This window comes from Butyrivibrio sp. M55 (assembly GCF_900116865.1).
GTDB lineage: Bacteria > Bacillota > Clostridia > Lachnospirales > Lachnospiraceae > Butyrivibrio.
This window is the reverse complement of sequence record NZ_FPCD01000003.1, coordinates 198,097-216,760: the sequence shown is the minus strand read 5'-3', so window position 1 is coordinate 216,760 and position 18,664 is coordinate 198,097. Positions and strand designations below refer to the sequence as shown.

Sequence of the window (18,664 nt, the reverse complement as noted above, 5' to 3'; positions counted from 1 at the left end):
AAATAATAAAAGGGTATAATGGGTATAACAAGTTAGAGAGGATAACTGATCCGTATCACGGAATCAAATAAAAACAGTAATATGAAAAGAGATTATTCATTCGACAACATGAAAGTACTGCTGATAACTTTGGTAGTATTTGGGCATGCACTTGAGGAGTTTGGGACAACAGGAAAGTTGGGACTTATAAGGGCGGTGATCTATTCATTCCACATGCCGCTCTTTATTTTTATATCCGGATATTTTTCGAAGTCAGATGCAAAGCCGGAGAAATTATTGAAGACAACAGTTATTCCATTCATTATGTTTAATACAATCTGGCTGTTTACTCAGGGAACTGCAATTAACAAAATAAATTTCTTTAAACCTATATATGTATTTTGGTATCTGCTGAGTCTTTTTTTCTGGAGAGTGACCGTTAAATATTTTGACAGAGTAAAAGGAATAGTAATACTGGCATTCATTGTTGGAATATATTGCGGATGCATAGGAGAGGCGGAGAGGTTTTTCTCAATATCAAGAACCGTATCGTTCTTTCCGTATTTCATACTCGGTTACAAATTCAAAAAAGAGAGTATAGAAAAAATTAGAAAAGTTCCTAAGATATACAGTCTTGCACTTATCATCGCAGCGTTTGAAGTTACTGTATTCCTAAACATCAGCGAGACAATGCCTGTCAAAATGTATGAACTTATACAGTCATATAAAGCAACTAATCTTGATAATCTACATGGAATGATATTAAGGGGAACAATCTACATTTTAGCTACGATAATAATATTTGCATTAGTAAACCTCATGCCAGATAAGGAATTTCCGGTTACAATATACGGACAGCGCACACTTTGCATCTATGTCCTTTCAAGTTTTGTGATCATTCCAATACACAGACTGATGACAAACATAGGTATAAGCATAGAAGAAACGTTTCTACAAATCATAGTAGCTCTTGGCATTACAGTACTGACATTTATAATCACAGGAAACAAATATGTAAACAAGGGCTATAACACGCTCATGGAAAAAATAAGTTCTTATCTTATAAAAGCTAAATAACATAATAACTAAGGCAGGAGAAAAAGCTTGATGAAAAATGATATTGAATGGATCTTTTTTGATGTGGGTTCTACTTTGGTAAATGAAGAAAAGGTTTATTGTCACAGGTTACAGGATATCGCGAGCGTGGCCGGTGAGCCGTTTGAAAAAATATATAACCTGGCAATTGAATTTTACAAAGATAATAAGAAGGGCGATCTGGAATTAACACTGAAATATAAAGTCTCAGGTTCAAAGTGGTATTTAGAAGAAGAGGAATTATTCGGGGATACAGAAGAAACCTTAAAGGCATTGAGCCCAAAATATAAGATAGGTATTATAGCAAATCAATCGTTAGGAACAGCAGAAAGACTTGAAAAATTCGGTATAAAAAAATATATAGATCTTATAATTGCATCAGCTGAAGAAGGTGTGGAAAAACCTGACAAAAGAATTTTTAATATTGCATTGTCTAAAGCTTCTTGCAATCCGGAAAATGCGGTAATGATCGGTGATCGAATTGATAATGACATAGTTCCCGCAAAAGAATTAGGAATGAAAACGATATGGATCAAACAAGGATTTGGTAAATATTGGAATATAACCTGCGAAAATGAAATTCCGGATGAAGAGATAAATAGTCTGTCAGAATTAAAGGAAAGATTTTTATAAAAATAAGCATAAGATTTTGCTGCAACATGAGCAAAATCTTATGCTTTCTTTTATATATATAGAAATGATTAAGCTACTTTGCTTTCATCGTTTTTTTTCTCAGACTTCTGCTTGAGAAGAGTCTTTGCAGAGATTACTGCAAGTACAACTGAGAGTACTACAAGAAGTACAGCGATGAGTGCCTGGATAAGTGCCCAAACATCTGCAGATCCTGATGTGTAAGCTGTAAGCTTAGCAGTGATTGTCTGAATGAGTGAGCAGATAGTAACTGCAAGCATGAATACCATAGGGATGTAGAACATCTTGTTGTTCTTACCTACAGAACCAAGCCATGTGCAAACTGCAAGGAGACCGATAGCAGCAAGAAGCTGGTTAGCGGCACCGAATAAAGGCCAGATCTTGGTGTATCCTGTCATACCAAGTGCAACACCGAGTACAACTGTGATTGCTGTAGCAACATAAGGATTTGCAAGAACCTTCTTGTAACCTGTTGCATCCTTAGCTGTCTGTCCCTGCTCAAGGAAGAATTCCTGGAACATGTATCTTGCAAGACGAGTAGCGGTATCAAGAGAAGTAAGACAGAAAACTGATACTGCAAGGATGAGCATCTGGTACATAATGTCTTTTGCACCGGGAGCGAATGATCCGATCATTGCTGAAAGTCCGCCGGCAAATACCTGAGTCGGGCTTGCGTATGTTCCGTCTGAAGCAGCTGCCCAAACAAAGCCGACTGCAAGAAGAGAGATAACGGCAACTACACACTCGATAAGCATTGAACCGTAAGCAACAGGCTTAGCATCTTTTTCATTATCAAGCTGCTTAGCTGTTGTTCCTGATGAAACAAGTGAGTGGAAACCTGAAATAGCACCGCAAGCAATTGTAACAAAGAGAGCAGGGAAAGCAGTACCTGTTGTAAATACGCCTGTTCCCTTAAGTGCTGCATCACCCATAGCAGGAATCTGGAATGAACCGTTTCCTGTAACAACAGCTCCGAGAACTGCGATGACACCGGCTCCGATCATGAAGTAAAGAAGGAAAGAGCTGAGGTAATCTCTTGGCTGTAACAAGATCCAAACAGGAGTAACGGATGCAATCAAAATATATACACCGATAACCCACATCCATGTGTTGTATGAAAGTGCGATAGGATGGAAGTTAAGACCGATGGCAACAACTGCAACGATTCCAAGACATCCGAAAACAGAAGCAACTCCGATGGGAGCATTCTTTCTGTAAACAAAGAATCCAAATACCATCGCAAGAACGATGAAAAGGATTGAAATCATAGCGGTTGACTGATTAGCTGCAAGTGTAGGTCCTTCAACTGCTGCGCCGGCTGATGTTGTAACACCGAATGTGCTTGCAACAATTGAGCTGAAAGCAGCAACGACCAAAAGAAGAGTAAGGTAGCCAAATGTGATAAAGAGTCTCTTAGCTTTTTTGCCCATTGAATCATCGATGATCTCTCCGATTGACTGACCCTTGTGGCGAAGTGAAGCGAAGAGAGCACCAAAATCATGTACTCCTCCAAAGAAAATGCCTCCGATGATTACCCATAACAATACGGGAATCCATCCGAAAACGGCTGCCTGAATAGGTCCGTTGATAGGGCCTGCTCCGGCGATTGATGAAAAGTGATGACCCATAAGAACAGGTGCTTTGGCAGGAACATAGTCGATGCCATCCTCGAGTTCATGCGCAGGTGTTTTCTGCGAAGGGTCAATTCCCCACTGCTTTGCGAGCCAACTGCCGTAAAAAACATAACCGGCAGCCAGAAGCGCAACGCTTACTAAAAGTATTACTGCTGCATTCATAACAATTCCTCCATTTTTTTGTATATATCAAAGAGCAGAGATTTTAGCTCTTTGCCGACGTAATTGGTAAAGACTTCCCTTGTGTCCATAGTTGCAACGGCGAGTTTAGCTTCGCTGTGACCTCTGAAATTAAGAAGATATCCCTTATCAAAATGAAATTTCTTAATCAGTTTTTTTGTCTGAGAATCGGGAGCAGAATCGCATAACACAACAAAAGTAATGTAAGAGATCATGTGATCCTTCTCGGGATACTTCTCATTCTTGCGGACAAATTCAGGTTCTATCTTTTGAATGATCAGCTCTTTTATCTCATCAATTTTTTCCGGTGAAAAAGAATTTTCTTTTATAAAAAAAACATGTTCAAAAGTTTTGACAGCCCAAAGCTGAGCTTCTTTTCTAAGAACATATTTCTCACTCATCGAATGAAAAAAGGCATAGGCAGGGAAAAGGATTTCACCAAATTTATAGTTTTCTGTGACATCGAAATTTGCCTGATACCGGCGTAGAAGTTCTTGCAAATATGCGTCGGATGATACCATTGAAGTCACCTTACAAGTAAAAATTTCTTATTGATAATAAAGACCATATATACTTTATCACTTTGACGCGGTGTTGCAAAGAGGAAAATGCACTTTATTACAGTAAATAATATATAGAAGAAACAGAATGAAAATGATTGAAAATCCGACAAAGATGTAGCAGAAGCGTTGATAAAGACAAACTAATATGAAACCAATCTGCAATATAATGTATAATAAATTGGGAAAGAAAGTAGACGAAGGGAGACAAAATATGCCTTTTATAAATTCAAAAATAAGCATAACAATTTCAAAGGAACAGGAGACAAAGTTAAAGACAGAACTTGGAAAAGCAATAGAGCTCATTCCGGGAAAGAGTGAGAACTGGCTTATGACAGGGTTCGAAGACGGGTATCATTTGTACTTTAGAGGAGACAATTCTCTGCCTACTGCATTCGTTGAAGTAATGATATTTGGAAAAGCAAATCCGGATGCGTTTGAAAAGCTCACTGAAAAGATAACAGAAATCTTTGGAGATGTACTCGACATTAAGCCGGACCACATCTACATAAAATATACACCCGCAGATCAGTGGGGATGGAACGGAAGTAATTTCTGATATTAATACATCATATTTTTTCTGCGAAATCTGTATGAAAAATAAGTCTGGAGGGAAGCAATGGAGAACAGACCTGTTGGAAGAAAAAAGAATGTCACTGAAGGAGGTTCCGGAGTACACAAAAGAGGTGAAGGAATCGGAACCGGTCCTGTAGGTAATAGCAGTGGGTATTCATCGGGATCCGGACCGTCGGAAAACGGCGGTGGAATGAAGCGTTCTGGAAGAGGGGTTAATCCACTCTTTATGATAATAGTGCTTTTGTTCCTGGCCGGAGGCGGTGGACTTTCGACTATGTTGGGAGGCGGACAGACAGATACACCGCCCGCAACTCAAACGCCTGCAAATACAGCACAGAATTCACAGACTTCTCAGGGCGGAAATTCAGGGGCAGCCGGATCGATTCTTGGCCAGCTTTTTGGTGGCTACGGTTCATACACAGGATCGGGTGCAAATTCGGCAACCTGGAGTGACACTCCAAACACAGGAAATCTTAACACAAGTGTGGACAGCAGAGCACGTGAAAAAAGGACTGTAATTAAGGGGAACGGACAGGATAATATCACGATTATGGTCTACATGTGCGGAGCAGATCTTGAGTCCCGAAACGGAATGGCTTCAAGGGACATTCAGGAGATGATGAAAGCAGACATTGGTGATAAGATAAATCTCCTTGTTTATACAGGCGGCTGTAAGCAGTGGCAGAACAATGTAATTTCCAATGCTACAAATCAGATATATCAGATAAAGGATGGTAAGCTAAATCCTCTTGTGAATAACGTGGGTAACTTACCTATGACAAAAGCAGAGACTTTGTCGGACTATATCAAGTGGTCTGCAAAGAACTTTCCTGCGGACAGATATGAGCTTATTTTCTGGGACCACGGCGGTGGGTCTACAGGCGGATACGGATACGATGAAAAATTCCAGACCGCAGGAGCAATGTCTTTGGCAGGAATTAATAAGGCACTTAAAGACGGCGGAGTGACGTTTGATTTTGTCGGTTTTGACACATGTCTTATGGCGACTGTTGAGAACGCTCTTGTAGTGTCTAATTACGCGGATTATCTTGTGGCATCCGAAGAGACAGAACCGGGAGTTGGTTGGTACTACACAGACTGGCTTACAGAACTTGGAAAAAATACATCGATGGAGACGATAAATATCGGAAAGAATATTATCGACTCTTTTACAAGTACATGTGCACAGACTTGTCCGGGGCAAAAAACAACACTTTCAATAACAGATCTTGCGGAGCTTTCGCAGACAGTTCCGACAGAGCTTGCCGACTTCTCAAAAAGCACCTCTGAAATGATAAATAGTGACAACTATAAAACGGTTTCAAATGCGAGAGGAAACACGAGAGAATTTGCGGCTTCTTCAAAGATAGATCAGGTCGATCTTGTGGACTTTGCAAACAGGGTTGGAACAGATGATGCAAAAGGACTTGTGGCAACATTAAAAAGCGCAATAAAATACAACAAAACAAGCTCAAATATGACCAACTCATACGGGCTTTCCATCTACTTCCCTTATAAGAAAACACATAAGGTAGATTCGATGGTAAATACCTATGAAGATATCGGCATGGATAAAGAGTATGCAAAGTGCATTCAGAACTTTGCTTCTATGGAGGTTGCGGGACAGGTTGCAGCGGGTGGTTCACAGACACCTTTACCATCCATCTTTGGAGAGCTTTCCGGAAGCGGAAATTCGGATGCTTCTGCGGAGATGATAACACAGCTTCTTACGACCTTCCTTTCAAGTGACTTTAGCAGCGTGTCGGGACTTAATTCTTCCAACACAGCATTCCTCGGTAAAAGTCTTGATGTGGAAAAGGCAGCAAAATACATTGCTTCTAACAGGTTTGATGAGTCCGCTCTTATGTGGACAAAAAACAGTGCCGGAGAAGATGTTATAAGCCTGTCTGAAGACCAGTGGAAAATGGTACATGAACTCGACCTAAATATGTTCTATGATGACGGCGAGGGATACATAGACCTTGGAATGGATAATGTTTTCGACTTTGATGAGAGTGGAAATTTGAGGTCGCAGAACGACAAGACTTGGCTCGCGATTGACGGCAATGTTGTAGCCTACTATGTGGTAGACATACAGGCAACCGATGATAGCTATGCAATAACGGGCAGAGTTCCGTGCTATCTAAACAAGCAAAAAGCGAACCTTATTCTCGTGTTTGATTCAGACAATGAAGACGGGTATGTTGCGGGGGTATGTTACGACTACGTTGAAGGCGAGACAGAGACCATAGCAAAGAACCTCACAGAATTGCAGGCGGGAGATGAGATTGATTTTACCTGTGATTACTATGGGTATGACAAGTCCTTTAAGGACGCATATTTACTGAGTGAAAAATACACAGTAAAAGGGGCAATGTCCGATATGAAAATAAGCAATGTTCCCGTAGGTGACGGAGCGGTTCTTGAGACATATTGTTTCACAGATATTTACGGACAAAAATATTGGACAGAATCACTTAAACATTGATGAAATAATACGCTCTTAAAAATGAACGATACAGAGTAAATTTAAAGGTTGATTTGAGAGCTGTTTTAGAGAAAAAATACGGATAAAAATCAGAGTAAAAATCGGGATAAATTTCGGGGTGATTTTTGAGCTTGTGTAAATCGCGCAAAGCTGCACTATTAGTGGGCTTCAGCATTTTTGGCGATAAGAAATGCACAACAAAAAACGGGGATAAAAAACAGGTGTGTTTTGAGTCTGTTTTTTACCCTGTTATCCGATAACAAATTACACAGATATAAAGCAAAAGATTATTCAGAGAATAAACTCAAAACCATAAACACATTACAACGGGAGTTATAAATGCACGACATACTTACAACTTTGTGTTACATCGAACGCGACGACAGATATCTTATGCTCCACAGAGTCTCCAAAAAGAACGACATCAGCAAAGACAAATGGCTCGGTGTCGGAGGGCACTTTGAAGCGGATGAAAGTCCCGAAGAATGTATGCACAGAGAGATACTTGAAGAGACAGGTTATGACATACCAAAAGAGGAGCTTGATTTCAGAGGACTTGTGACCTTTGTTTCCGGCAAAGGAGACTACGAGCTTATGTCCCTCTTTACCGCACCTGCTCCAAACGAAGAGCCGAGCGACTGTGATGAAGGAAAACTTGAATGGATAAAAAAGAGTGATGTTTACGGACTCAATCTATGGGAAGGAGACAAGATATTTTTTAAACTCTTGGAAGAGAGAAAAGACTTCTTTTCACTGAAGCTTGTTTACGACGGAAAAGACAACCTAATAGAGGCTGTTCTTGACGGAAAGAAAATGGATCACAAGGAATATCTGAGAAATATAAAATGAACGAAGAAAAATCACGCGATTATCTTGCGGGAAGAGCAAAGGATCTTGCCACAAGAGCTTACATGAATAATTTTGTCACTCACACGGACTTCTTGTCTGTATCTGAGCAGGCGCTTTTTTACAACATACTTGCGAGTGAAAAAATACCTGCAAATGTACACGAATATCACGGTGCGCATTTCGTTATGTACGGAGGTAATAAAGACGCCGAAAGAGCGATGGTATGTTTTCTCCCCGATTACATGGATGAAGAGAGCTTTATAATGGCGGAGCAGGAGGAGCCTTCTGTTCTTGCATGTGTAAGGATAAAACCTGTGAATGCAAAATTCGCCGATAATCTCACACACAGAGACTACCTCGGCGCAGTCATGAATCTCGGAATAGAAAGAGATCAGATCGGAGATATCTTTGCGGGAGAAAATGAAGCGTATCTTTATGCCACATGCGACATCGCAGAAATGATATGCAAAGAACTTATTAGAATTAAGCACACTTCCGTGAAGTGCGAAACGGTAAAATCTTCCGAGTGTAACATCGAACCGAAATTCGAAGAAATCGGAGGCACGGTTGCATCAGAGAGAATAGATGCAATTCTTTCTTTTGTTTATCACCTCTCAAGATCGGAAGCTCAAAGGCTTATTGAAGCGGAGTCTGTATACATAGACGGACGCACTGCTTACAGCGGTGGATATGACCTCAAAGAAGGAGCCAGAGTTTCGGTAAGAGGACACGGCAAATTTATTTATCTCGGAACAGAGAATACGACCAGAAAAGGCAGACTGTTTATAAAAGTAAAAATTTTTGTATAATAGAGCCTGACAGGAAGGCGATTTTTTATGGGTAATTACATTGTATTTGACCTTGAGTGGAATCAGGGTGAAGCGCCTGTTACAATAGACGGCAAAACTCTTTCATTCGAAATAGTTGAAATAGGCGCTGTGAAATTAGATGAGAAAAGAGTTAAGATAGGTGAGTTTTCAAAGCTTATAAAACCTAAAGTTCACAAGCAGATGCACAAGATAACCGGGAAGCTTATTAATCTTTCCATGGAAGACCTTGAAAACGGAGAAGATTTTTGTGATGCGGCAAAAGAGTTTTTGGAATGGTGCGGAGAGAATCCAAAATTCTGCAGCTGGGGACCTCTTGATCTTACAGAATTTCAGAGGAATTTAGACTTCTTTGGAATGCCGCTTTTATCGGACAGACCACTTGCATTTTATGATGTACAAAAACTATATAGTCTTGCGTTTGATGACGGACGTACCAGAAAGGCACTTTCATCGGCGGTAGAAGAGCTGGGACTTAATACGGATAATCCGTTCCACAGAGCACTGGGGGATGCGGAGTACACGGCAAGGATTTTTCAGAGGTTTAAAGAAAGAGTTCTTGAGAGGATATCTTTTGACACCTATGTAACACCCAAGACCAAGAAGCAGGAAATCAAGATTGTCTTTGACAGCTATGAAAAATATATTTCAAGGGAATTTGATACCAAAGAAGATATCCTTGAAAATATGGAGATAATGAGTACCAAGTGCTACATATGTCATAAGAACATAAGGCGTAAGATAAAATGGTTTTCTCCAAACGGCAAACATTACTATGCAGTTGCATGTTGTGACAAGCATGGTTTTATGAAGGCAAAAGTCAGGATAAAAAAAGCCGAGAACGGAAGGCTGTTCGTAATAAAGACATGTAGGTTCATTTCACCTGAAGATGTCGAGACAATGAAACAAAAACAGAGAAAGATAAAAAAGAGGCAGAACCCATAATATAATGGGGTCTGCTTTTTTTAGCTTTTTGTTAATGCATCAATATTGTAATTGCTATTAGAATTCCATAGTATCCATTCGTCATAACCGGCGTCATATACGGCTTGGATTTGCGCTCGTATTTCTTTTCCCTCATATTTTATATGTCCTTTTACCCAGGTTGCGGTGAACGCTTGAAGCCATGGCCGAATAACAGCATGATTATTATTTGAAATTGGATTTAAGATTTCATTAGATTTTTCAAGTGCTTTATTAACCGTATCGTAAGGATGGGCATCGGGAACATCTAATTTAAATTCTCCGTCTGCATAATGAGATGGATAGATCATTGGACAGATAATATCTAAATTGGAGACAAGATTTACATAATCCTGGCCGACGTGTTTTGAGTCCTTGTTACTATTGATTATTGTTCCAAAAACATCAGCTGATACAGGAATGTTATGTTTATGCCCCTCTTCAGTTACTTTGGCTAAGAACTCAGTGATATAATTTCTACGGGCATCATCATCATCTGAAACGAGATCATATAAGGCATCATCAGCTTTTTGTCCAACCGGAAATCTAACATAATCAAGTTGCACTTCATCAAAACCGAGAGCACAACAACTGTTCACAAGGCTAATAATATAATTCCACACTTCTTCTTTACATGGGTTCACCCAAGCATTACCATTGGCATCAGTTATAAGTGAGTTGTCAGGAGCTGTAAGAGCAAGTTCAGGATGAGCTTTTGCCAATATAGGATCTTTGAAACAAGCTATTCTTGCAATTACATATATATCATTTTCTTTTAACTTTTTTAAAAGTGCACTAATGTCTTTTATGTAGGCAATGCCGGAGTTCATTTCTATGACATTTTCATTATCCATTTTAAAGGTAATGTTTCCATTGTCATCTTTAACATCAAGAACAATTGTATTTAGTTCTGTTTCGTTTATAAGACTAATGATATCGTCAAGCTTATCTGTTCCGGCTGTTGGACCTGTGACATATATGCCTTTTACCTTTAAATGATTTTCTTTCCACACATCCATGTTATCAGCTGATTCTTCTATAACAGGTGCTTCCGGTTTAATCTCATCCGTATTTTTTGTATGAGCATCTTTTTGTGATTTAGAATTAAAAAAGATAAACAAACCGAAGCACATAATTGCGATAACTATAACAGCTACAATAATATATATTTTTTTATACTGGATATGTCCTTTATTAAATTCTCGCTTTCTTCTGTTGTATCTAATTCTGTCGCTTCTGCTATGGAATGTTCTGTTAGCTGCAATCCTTGTTGCAACAGATGCGACTAAGGTCATTAGAACAACAAAGACTCCGGCACACATAATAAGTATCTTTACATTGATAAAAATCGAATGATACGCATTGGCTAATTGTGAGGGTGTTCCGTTCTGTTCAAAGTAGCATACATGGGCGTTTCCTATAGGGATACCTTTGTAGCTGTATATAACCTTTGCAAGAGCGTTGCCTGCCTTAGCCTGTTCTTCAGGAGTAAGATCATATGAGATCTCAAAGTCGGTATCTTCAACAGATGCATTTACGGGAAGAATAACATAATCTTTTGGATTAAGATTAAGGATTGTTCCCGACTTACCAAACACGTCATTATCGGACTCAAAGAAAAGAGAATCATCCGGCATATATCTTTTGTCCACATCGGCAACCTTTTCCACACGGAAATTATTGAAGCCGTAATTAAAAAGTGTAACTGTATCATTGAACTGTTCCGGTGAGTCATCTTTTAATACGACGCAGATAAGTTTCATGCCGTTTCTCTCAGCGCAAGTTACAAGTGTCTCATTTGCCTGTGCGGTGTAACCTGTTTTGCCGCCTATAATACCATCATATTTTATTTCACCGTTTATCAGCTTGTGCTTGTTGTGCAAATAGAAATCATCAGGCTGAGATTCAGTAGGAGTAAAATGATATGTTGGTGTGTTTCCGACTTTACATAACAGATCGTTTTTAAAATATTCTGCCGCTATAAGAGCAAGATCATGGGCGCTCGTATAGTGATTCGGATCATGAAGTCCGTTGGTATTGGCAAAATGGGTATTTTGACATCCAAGTTCTTTGGCTCTCTTGTTCATCTCATCTACGTATTTTGATACGCTTCCACTTATATGTTCCGCAAGAGCATTGGCAACTTCATTTGCACTTCCAACCATTATTCCAAAAAGAGCCTGCTCAAGTGGAATTGATTCGCCTTCATCCATTCCTATACTTGATCCGTCATTTGGAACACTAAATACAGCGTCGTGAGAGAACACAACCTGCTCATCCAATTTGGCATTCTCCACAGCAAGAAGACAAGTCATAATTTTTGTCGTACTTGCGGGATAGAGTTTCTCATCGATATTTTTCGAATAGAGAATAGTCTTCGTATTCGCATCCATCAAGATGGCAGCTTCTGCCGATATGATAGGACCTTCGGGCCATCCTTGTATGGAATTACTTTGAATCGGAGCCTCTTTTTGCTTAAGCGCCTCTTCGGACGGATCGACTGTTTCTGCGTGGACTGCTGTTTGCAACATAAAAAAAGCTGCAAAAAACATTGAGAATGAAGCAGCGATAAATCTTATTCTGTTTTTATTATGGAAGTCATTAAAAAAGTTCATAGTATGTAAATAATACAATACTTCCCATTCAAGGGCAAATGTTGTAAAATTCTTTATAAAGGATAGGTGGAATTTAAAAAATGCGATTACGTAATATAGCGGGTTCGAGAGAAGTCATTGCCGAGAGTAAGTACACTGTTAAGGACCCTGAGCAGAAAAAAGGACTTTGGAAAAAAGAAATATTTGGAAACGATAATGAGATTCATATTGAGATAGGAATGGGCAAGGGTCGTTTCATCATGGATATGGCGGCGCTTCATCCTAATATTAATTATGTAGGAATAGAAAAATATTCGAGCGTACTTCTTCGTGCGATACAGAAGCAGGAAGAGTTGCAGCTTCCAAATGTTATCTTTATAAGAATGGATGCGGAAGATATTACGGAAGTATTTGATGAATCAGAAGTTGGTAGAATTTATTTGAACTTTTCAGATCCTTGGCCGAAGGACAGACATGCCAAAAGGCGACTTCCTTCCCGCGAGTTTCTGAAGCGATATGATAAAATATTAAAAGCGGACGGCGTTGTGGAATTTAAGACTGATAACGAAGGTCTTTTCACATTCGCACGCGATGAGGTAGAGCCTGCCGGATGGAATATTGATGCCATTACATACGACCTTCATAATGACGAAGTCATGAACGAAGGAAATGTGATGACTGAATATGAGGAAAAGTTTTCGTCACTTGGAAATCCGATTTTTAAGTACGTGATCAGTAGAAAGGGGGACTAACCTATGGACTACACGCTAAACAGTCAGAACTTCGAAGAAGAAGTTTTGAAAAGTAACTTGCCGGTGCTTGTTGATTTTGCAGCAGACTGGTGCGGACCATGTAAGATGATGTCACCTGTTATAGACGAACTTGCAGAGGAATACGAAGGAGAGCTTAAGGTCGGAAAGATAAATGTTGACCAGGCACCCGACATAGCTCAGAAGTACAATGTAATGTCCATTCCGATGTTCGCTTTATTCAAGAATGGAGAGCTTACTGAGACAGCAATAGGAGCTCAGAACAAGACAAAATTACAGTCTATAATCGATAAAGTGCTGGCTTAACAGTCAGCACCTTTTTAAAGAGGAGATTAAGGTTTTGCCAAAGATTACAAACTTTGAAAATTATAGGAAGAGAGATGACTACGATACATACGATCCGGATGAGAGATACGATACGGGCGATATGTATGGAGACATGCAGGATTATGACGATCATGACTACGATAGCCGTGATTATGACGGTCAAGACTATGACAGCCATGACTATGATGAGCACGAGCAGGACTATGATGGGCATGAGGATGATCAGCAGGGTTACGAAGGTCAGAATTACGGACAGCGTAACTATGATAATCAGCGTGATTATGATGATCATAACGAGCATGTCAGTAATCAGGACAATGTCGGTCAGACTCAGGACATACCACAGGTAAATGCCGGATCTGAGAATAATCAGCATGAGGATGCGGGTGATATCGAGATTGCCGATCCCTATAATTTTTTCAATGCGGAAGAACGCGAGGCATATTTCCGCCAAAGAGAGCAAGCTGACGGACAACCTGAAAATCCTGATATGCAAAGAAGAGAGCGCGCAGATAATCGTGATGACAGTCGAATCCCAAGAAGAGACGACGAGCGTCCTATGCGCCGAGATGATGGATATCCGCCGAGAAGAGATGATGATCGCGCAATGCGCCGTGATGACGGATACCCGCCGAGAAGAGATGACGAGCGTCCCATGCGTCGAGATGATGGATACCCGCCGAGAAGAGGTGATGAGCGTCCTATGCGTCGAGATGACGGATACCCGCCGAGAAGAGATGAGGAACGTTCTATGCGCCGAGATGATGGATACCCGCCAAGAAGGGGTGATGATCGCCCTATGCGTCGTGACGACGGATACCCGCCAAGAAGAGATGATGGCCGTCCAAGATATCGCGATGATGAATATGCACCAAGAAGAGATGATCGTCCGAGACGTCGTGATGACGAATATATGCCGAGAAGAGACGAGCGTCCGAGACGCCGTGACGAGAGAGACGATTATCGTGATGATGATCGCTATCGCCGTCGTGGAAGAGATTACTACGAAGATGAATATGATGAAGATTATGATAATTACGATGATGATAACGGAATCGATGAGCAGACAAAGCTCTTAATGGTCAGAATCGCTTCTGTTGTTACCGGAATACTTATCCTTATGCTTCTTGCGTTTATTGTAAAGACGAAGCTTATTAATAAGGTAGCTTCTCCCGATTCAGAAAAAACAGCTACGGAATCGCAGAAAGATAAAGATGGCGATGACGATAGCGATGATGACGATGGGGGCGGAAAAGGTGATTTTGACATCCCCGAAGGATACACGGAGACTAATGATAAAGTTGTTGTAAATTATGAGTTCCTGAATCTCAGATCTTCGCCAAGCACGAGCAGCGATATCGTTACCAAGGCAAAAGACGGAGATGAACTTAAGAGAATTGCAGTAAGTAATGACGGATCATGGGCACTTATTAATTATAAAGGTAAGGCAGTGTACGCATCTATGGATTATCTAAGCGAGAATCCTTGAGTGAAGCCAAGAGTAGAATTTATCCATTGCTTCCGATAGAGAACTTTCCGAACGTGAAAAAGTATCAGCGTGGGTGAGGACTTCATCGGAAGTGGTATCCTTGGCATAGTCTGCGATTTTTTGGGCAGAACTTGCCTCCAGCAGACGATAATCCATATTTACCAGAAGATTGTTGTGCAGGGCACTGACACAGGTATACAGAGAAGGATATTTTTTCTGTATAAGAGAGAATTCATCAAGTATCTGTTCTCTGCTCTGTAGACAAAAGAGAATATAAACAGACTCAACTACTTCATGAGGTTCAATTTCTTCCTGATAGGAGTTGTCTTCATAGTCATCTCTTGTTGCGTAGTACTCGCAAATCTCCTGAACCAAGGCACCGACTTTTGAGTTGTCGTACAATTTCTGAAGTTCGTCAATTTTTTTATCATTCATAATTAAAGTATAGCATATACAGAGGAAATCAAAAATGAAGATCGGTATTTTTGATTCCGGAATAGGTGGGCTTTCTGTGCTTCATGAAGCCTATCATTACCTTCCGGAGCAAAATTACATATTTTACGCAGACACAGAGCATGTACCGTATGGATTAAAGACCCCGGAGCAGATCCTTAGTTATTCGATCGGCATCACGGAGTTTTTGCTTGAGAGGGGAGCGGAAGCGATAGTAGTAGCTTGTAATACCGCAACCAGCGTAGCAATTAAGGAACTTAGGAAAAGATACAACATCCCTATCTTGGGGATGGAGCCGGCTGTAAAGCCCGCTGTTGAGGGAACGGATAAGAAGCGTATTATGGTAATCGCGACCCCCGTGACCATTAGAGAAGATAAGTTAAAAGACCTTCTTCACAGAGTAGATGAACATCACAGGGTAGACCTTTTGCCGATGCCAAGGCTCGTTGAGTTTGCGGAAAGAGCTGAGTTTGATTCGGACGAGGTCCTTGATTATATAAAGAAACAATTTGAACCATATAATATGGAAGAATATTGTGCACTTGTACTTGGATGTACGCACTTTAACTACTTTAAACCTGCGTACAGACAGATTTTTGGCGATGAGACCCTTCTTATCGACGGAAATCATGGTACAGTGAAGCATTTAGCCGAGGTTCTCGGATTAGAATTATCTAAGACACCAGATAATGTAGTTATTTTTGATGACGTACACAAGATGTTGAAACAATCGAAAACAGAATATTTTTATTCCGGAAAACCGATAACGAGTGAGACAGAGCTTGAACATTTGAAAATACTACATAATCGGTTAGAAAATGTAAGAAAAAAATAATAATTATCCTTCTTGTATTTTACTAGATAAAGTATTATCATAGTTATGCGACCACAATATATTGTTATTCGGCTAAAAAATATCGTGATTGCGAAAACAGTTTTTTGTAAAATAAAAGAAGGGGGTTCTTATGAAGATCATTAAGAGAAGCGGTAAAGAAGTTGCATTTGATGGCAATAAGATTCTTGCGGCTATTGAGAAGGCAAATAACGAAGTTACCGACGAGAAGAAATTAACCGCAGGCCAGATCAGCGACATCGAAAGAAGCGTGGAGAATCAGTGCGCATCTCTTACTCGTGCAGCAAGCGTTGAGGAAATCCAGGATATGGTTGAGGATGGACTCATGAAATCAGGTAAGTACGAGGTTGCCAGAAAATACATTACATACCGCTATAAGCATGCTCTTGTCAGAAAGTCTAACACGACTGACGAGCAGATCATGTCTCTTATTGAGTGCAATAACGAGGAAGTTAAGCAGGAAAACTCTAATAAGAATCCTACAGTAAATAGCGTACAGAGAGATTACATGGCCGGTGAGGTTAGTAAGGACATCACCAGAAGATTTCTTTTGCCCGAAGACGTGGTAAGAGCGCATGAGGCAGGACTTATCCACTTCCATGATTCTGATTATTTCGCACAGCATATGCATAACTGTTGCCTTGTAAATCTGGAGGATATGCTTCAGAACGGAACAGTTATTTCAGAGACAATGATAGAGCGTCCCAAGAGCTTCTCTACAGCATGCAACATCGCAACACAGGCGATCGCGCAGATTGCAAGCTCACAGTACGGCGGACAGAGTATCACACTTTCACACCTTGTTCCCTTTGTTGATGTCAGCAGACAGAAATTCCGTAAGGAAGTTGCGCTCGAGTTCGAGACAGCCGGAATGAAGATCAACAAGAAGCAGGTAAATGACATCGCAGAAATGCGTGTTAAAAAAGAAGTAGAGAGAGGATGCCAGGTAATCCAGTATCAGGTCATCACACTTATGACCACAAACGGACAGGCTCCTTTCATAACAGTTTATATGTACCTTGACGAAGTTCCCGAGGGACAGACAAGAGAAGACCTTGCCATGGTCATCGAGGAAATGCTCAAGCAGCGTATCACCGGAGTTAAGAACGAAAAGGGACAGCTTATCACACCTGCATTCCCTAAGCTTATCTACGTTCTTGACGAGGACAACATCCATGAGGATTCCAAGTACTGGTACCTCACAGAGCTCGCTGCAAAGTGTACAGCAAAGAGACTCGTTCCTGACTACATCTCAGCTAAGAAGATGAAGGAACTTAAGGGTGGAGACGTTTATCCTTGCATGGGATGCAGAAGTTTCCTTACACCCGACAACGAGAACGTTCCCGAAGGATTGTGCAACAAGGGCAACAAGGCTCATGCGCAGAATTATAAAGAGGGCGATCACAAATACTACGGAAGATTCAACCAGGGAGTTGTAACCCTCAACCTCGTAGATGTAGCATGTACATCAAATAAGGATGAGAAAAAGTTCTGGGAGATAATGGAAGAGAGAACAGAACTCTGTAAGAGAGCACTCATGTGCAGACATGAGAGACTTCTCGGAACACCTTCCGATGTAGCTCCTATTCTTTGGCAGAACGGTGCACTTGCAAGACTTCAGAAAGGTGAGACAATTGATAATCTTCTCTTTGGAAACTATTCGACAATATCACTCGGATATGCAGGTCTTTGCGAATGTACAAGATATATGAAGGGCGTTTCCCATACAGATGCTAAGGGAAAAGACTTCGCATTAAAAGTAATGCAGTTCCTCAACGACAAGTGTGCTAAGTGGAGAGCTGAGACAAATATTTCATTCAGCCTTTACGGAACACCTCTTGAGTCAACAACATATAAATTTGCAAAATGTCTGCAGAAGCGTTTTGGAATGATTCCCGACGTTACAGACAAAAACTACATTACAAACAGCTATCATGTTCATGTTACTGAGCAGATCGATGCATTTACTAAGCTTAAGTTTGAGTCCGAGTTCCAGGCACTTTCACCCGGCGGAGCAATAAGCTATGTAGAAGTACCTGATATGAATAGCAATATTGAAGCGGTTATTTCAGTAATGAAATATATATATGAAAACATCATGTATGCTGAGCTCAATACCAAATCAGATTTCTGTCAATGCTGCGGTTATGATGGGGAGATCAAGATTGTTACAGATACAGACGGAAAACTCATTTGGGAATGCCCTAATTGCGGTAACAGAGACCAGAACAAGATGAATGTAGCAAGACGTACCTGCGGTTATATCGGAACACAGTTCTGGAACCAGGGACGTACACAGGAGATCAAAGAAAGAGTGCTCCACATGGCGACACCTAAGCTTTGATTGGTTACTGATTTAAACCTACTATGTAAAAG

General features: G+C 40.5%; 16 protein-coding genes. 12 read left to right on the top strand and 4 right to left on the bottom strand.

The features are described 5' to 3' along the window. The first annotated feature begins 81 nt into the window (after nt 1–81). Nucleotides 82–1,056 (top strand): acyltransferase family protein, encoded by a 975-nt coding sequence (locus BM398_RS05225; protein ID WP_092336728.1) that lies wholly within the window; start codon nt 82–84, stop codon nt 1,054–1,056. 30 nt (nt 1,057–1,086) lie between these two features. After that, complete coding sequence (locus BM398_RS05220; RefSeq protein ID WP_092336727.1) at nt 1,087–1,707, top strand: HAD family hydrolase; 621 nt, start codon at nt 1,087–1,089, stop codon at nt 1,705–1,707. Nucleotides 1,708–1,775: 68 nt separating this feature from the next. Here the strand turns inward: BM398_RS05220 and BM398_RS05215 are convergent, their stop codons facing one another. Together BM398_RS05215 and BM398_RS05210 are read right to left on the bottom strand one after the other, a co-directional pair. Further along, nucleotides 1,776–3,521: a carbon starvation CstA family protein gene (locus tag BM398_RS05215; RefSeq protein WP_092336726.1), complete on the bottom strand. Its 1,746-nt coding sequence runs from the start codon at nt 3,519–3,521 to the stop codon at nt 1,776–1,778. Further along, entirely contained in the window at nt 3,518–4,060 is a 543-nt protein-coding gene (locus tag BM398_RS05210) for a DUF8052 family protein (protein WP_092336725.1), read from the bottom strand. The genes BM398_RS05215 and BM398_RS05210 overlap by 4 nt, the downstream gene beginning before the upstream one ends. A gap of 253 nt (nt 4,061–4,313) precedes the next feature. Between BM398_RS05210 and BM398_RS05205 the strand changes: the two genes are divergently transcribed. The 5 genes from BM398_RS05205 to BM398_RS05185 all read left to right on the top strand — a co-directional run bounded on the left by BM398_RS05205 (nt 4,314) and on the right by BM398_RS05185 (nt 9,784). Further along, complete coding sequence (locus tag BM398_RS05205; RefSeq protein WP_026513415.1) at nt 4,314–4,658, top strand: phenylpyruvate tautomerase MIF-related protein; 345 nt, start codon at nt 4,314–4,316, stop codon at nt 4,656–4,658. Nucleotides 4,659–4,718: 60 nt separating this feature from the next. After that, on the top strand, nt 4,719–7,163 hold the full coding sequence (locus tag BM398_RS05200) for a clostripain-related cysteine peptidase (protein ID WP_092336724.1): 2,445 nt from the start codon (nt 4,719–4,721) through the stop codon (nt 7,161–7,163). A 339-nt stretch (nt 7,164–7,502) separates the two neighbouring features. After that, nucleotides 7,503–8,012, top strand: a complete 510-nt coding sequence (locus tag BM398_RS05195) for an NUDIX hydrolase (RefSeq protein ID WP_092336723.1) — start codon at nt 7,503–7,505, stop codon at nt 8,010–8,012. Further along, nucleotides 8,009–8,821 (top strand): YlmH/Sll1252 family protein, encoded by an 813-nt coding sequence (locus BM398_RS05190; RefSeq protein ID WP_092336722.1) that lies wholly within the window; start codon nt 8,009–8,011, stop codon nt 8,819–8,821. Before BM398_RS05195 ends, BM398_RS05190 begins: the two co-directional genes overlap by 4 nt. A gap of 27 nt (nt 8,822–8,848) precedes the next feature. Next, entirely contained in the window at nt 8,849–9,784 is a 936-nt protein-coding gene (locus tag BM398_RS05185) for a 3'-5' exonuclease (protein WP_092336721.1), read from the top strand. Between the two features lie 20 nt (nt 9,785–9,804). Here the strand turns inward: BM398_RS05185 and BM398_RS05180 are convergent, their stop codons facing one another. After that, nucleotides 9,805–12,333 carry a putative glycoside hydrolase gene (locus BM398_RS05180; protein ID WP_242949762.1) on the bottom strand — a complete coding sequence of 843 codons (2,529 nt, stop codon included), beginning with the start codon at nt 12,331–12,333 and terminating at the stop codon, nt 9,805–9,807. A 164-nt stretch (nt 12,334–12,497) separates the two neighbouring features. Here BM398_RS05180 and trmB point away from each other — a divergent pair, with 164 nt between their 5' ends. From trmB to BM398_RS05165, 3 genes are read left to right on the top strand one after another with little or no spacing between them, the layout of a single operon-like run. Then, complete coding sequence (trmB, locus tag BM398_RS05175) at nt 12,498–13,148, top strand: tRNA (guanosine(46)-N7)-methyltransferase TrmB (RefSeq protein WP_092336719.1); 651 nt, start codon at nt 12,498–12,500, stop codon at nt 13,146–13,148. Between the two features lie 3 nt (nt 13,149–13,151). Next, nucleotides 13,152–13,472, top strand: coding sequence for a thioredoxin (trxA, locus tag BM398_RS05170; RefSeq protein WP_026656325.1), 321 nt, complete (start codon nt 13,152–13,154; stop codon nt 13,470–13,472). A gap of 34 nt (nt 13,473–13,506) precedes the next feature. After that, on the top strand, nt 13,507–14,982 hold the full coding sequence (locus BM398_RS05165) for an SH3 domain-containing protein (RefSeq protein WP_092336718.1): 1,476 nt from the start codon (nt 13,507–13,509) through the stop codon (nt 14,980–14,982). Here BM398_RS05165 and BM398_RS05160 read toward each other — a convergent pair. Continuing rightward, nucleotides 14,965–15,417, bottom strand: coding sequence for a hypothetical protein (locus BM398_RS05160; RefSeq protein WP_026656327.1), 453 nt, complete (start codon nt 15,415–15,417; stop codon nt 14,965–14,967). The genes BM398_RS05165 and BM398_RS05160 overlap by 18 nt on opposite strands. Before the next feature lie 34 nt (nt 15,418–15,451). On the opposite strand from BM398_RS05160, the gene murI reads away from it, so the two are divergent. Both murI and nrdD read left to right on the top strand, forming a co-directional pair. Then, nucleotides 15,452–16,270, top strand: a complete 819-nt coding sequence (murI, locus tag BM398_RS05155) for a glutamate racemase (protein ID WP_092336717.1) — start codon at nt 15,452–15,454, stop codon at nt 16,268–16,270. Between the two features lie 130 nt (nt 16,271–16,400). Continuing rightward, nucleotides 16,401–18,632: an anaerobic ribonucleoside-triphosphate reductase gene (nrdD, locus tag BM398_RS05150; protein WP_092336716.1), complete on the top strand. Its 2,232-nt coding sequence runs from the start codon at nt 16,401–16,403 to the stop codon at nt 18,630–18,632. Nucleotides 18,633–18,664: the final 32 nt, after the last annotated feature.

Bases quoted from the DNA above. Each gene is read 5' to 3' on its own strand.
- BM398_RS05180 (WP_242949762.1), bottom strand. From the start codon at position 12,333: ATGTTGCAAACAGCAGTCCACGCAGAAACAGTCGATCCGTCCGAAGAG.
- BM398_RS05185 (WP_092336721.1), top strand. From the start codon at position 8,849: ATGGGTAATTACATTGTATTTGACCTTGAGTGGAATCAGGGTGAAGCG.
- BM398_RS05190 (WP_092336722.1), top strand. From the start codon at position 8,009: ATGAACGAAGAAAAATCACGCGATTATCTTGCGGGAAGAGCAAAGGAT.
- BM398_RS05205 (WP_026513415.1), top strand. From the start codon at position 4,314: ATGCCTTTTATAAATTCAAAAATAAGCATAACAATTTCAAAGGAACAG.
- BM398_RS05195 (WP_092336723.1), top strand. From the start codon at position 7,503: ATGCACGACATACTTACAACTTTGTGTTACATCGAACGCGACGACAGA.
- nrdD (WP_092336716.1), top strand. From the start codon at position 16,401: ATGAAGATCATTAAGAGAAGCGGTAAAGAAGTTGCATTTGATGGCAAT.
- BM398_RS05225 (WP_092336728.1), top strand. From the start codon at position 82: ATGAAAAGAGATTATTCATTCGACAACATGAAAGTACTGCTGATAACT.
- trmB (WP_092336719.1), top strand. From the start codon at position 12,498: ATGCGATTACGTAATATAGCGGGTTCGAGAGAAGTCATTGCCGAGAGT.
- BM398_RS05215 (WP_092336726.1), bottom strand. From the start codon at position 3,521: ATGAATGCAGCAGTAATACTTTTAGTAAGCGTTGCGCTTCTGGCTGCC.
- BM398_RS05200 (WP_092336724.1), top strand. From the start codon at position 4,719: ATGGAGAACAGACCTGTTGGAAGAAAAAAGAATGTCACTGAAGGAGGT.
- BM398_RS05160 (WP_026656327.1), bottom strand. From the start codon at position 15,417: ATGAATGATAAAAAAATTGACGAACTTCAGAAATTGTACGACAACTCA.
- trxA (WP_026656325.1), top strand. From the start codon at position 13,152: ATGGACTACACGCTAAACAGTCAGAACTTCGAAGAAGAAGTTTTGAAA.
- BM398_RS05220 (WP_092336727.1), top strand. From the start codon at position 1,087: ATGAAAAATGATATTGAATGGATCTTTTTTGATGTGGGTTCTACTTTG.
- murI (WP_092336717.1), top strand. From the start codon at position 15,452: ATGAAGATCGGTATTTTTGATTCCGGAATAGGTGGGCTTTCTGTGCTT.
- BM398_RS05210 (WP_092336725.1), bottom strand. From the start codon at position 4,060: ATGGTATCATCCGACGCATATTTGCAAGAACTTCTACGCCGGTATCAG.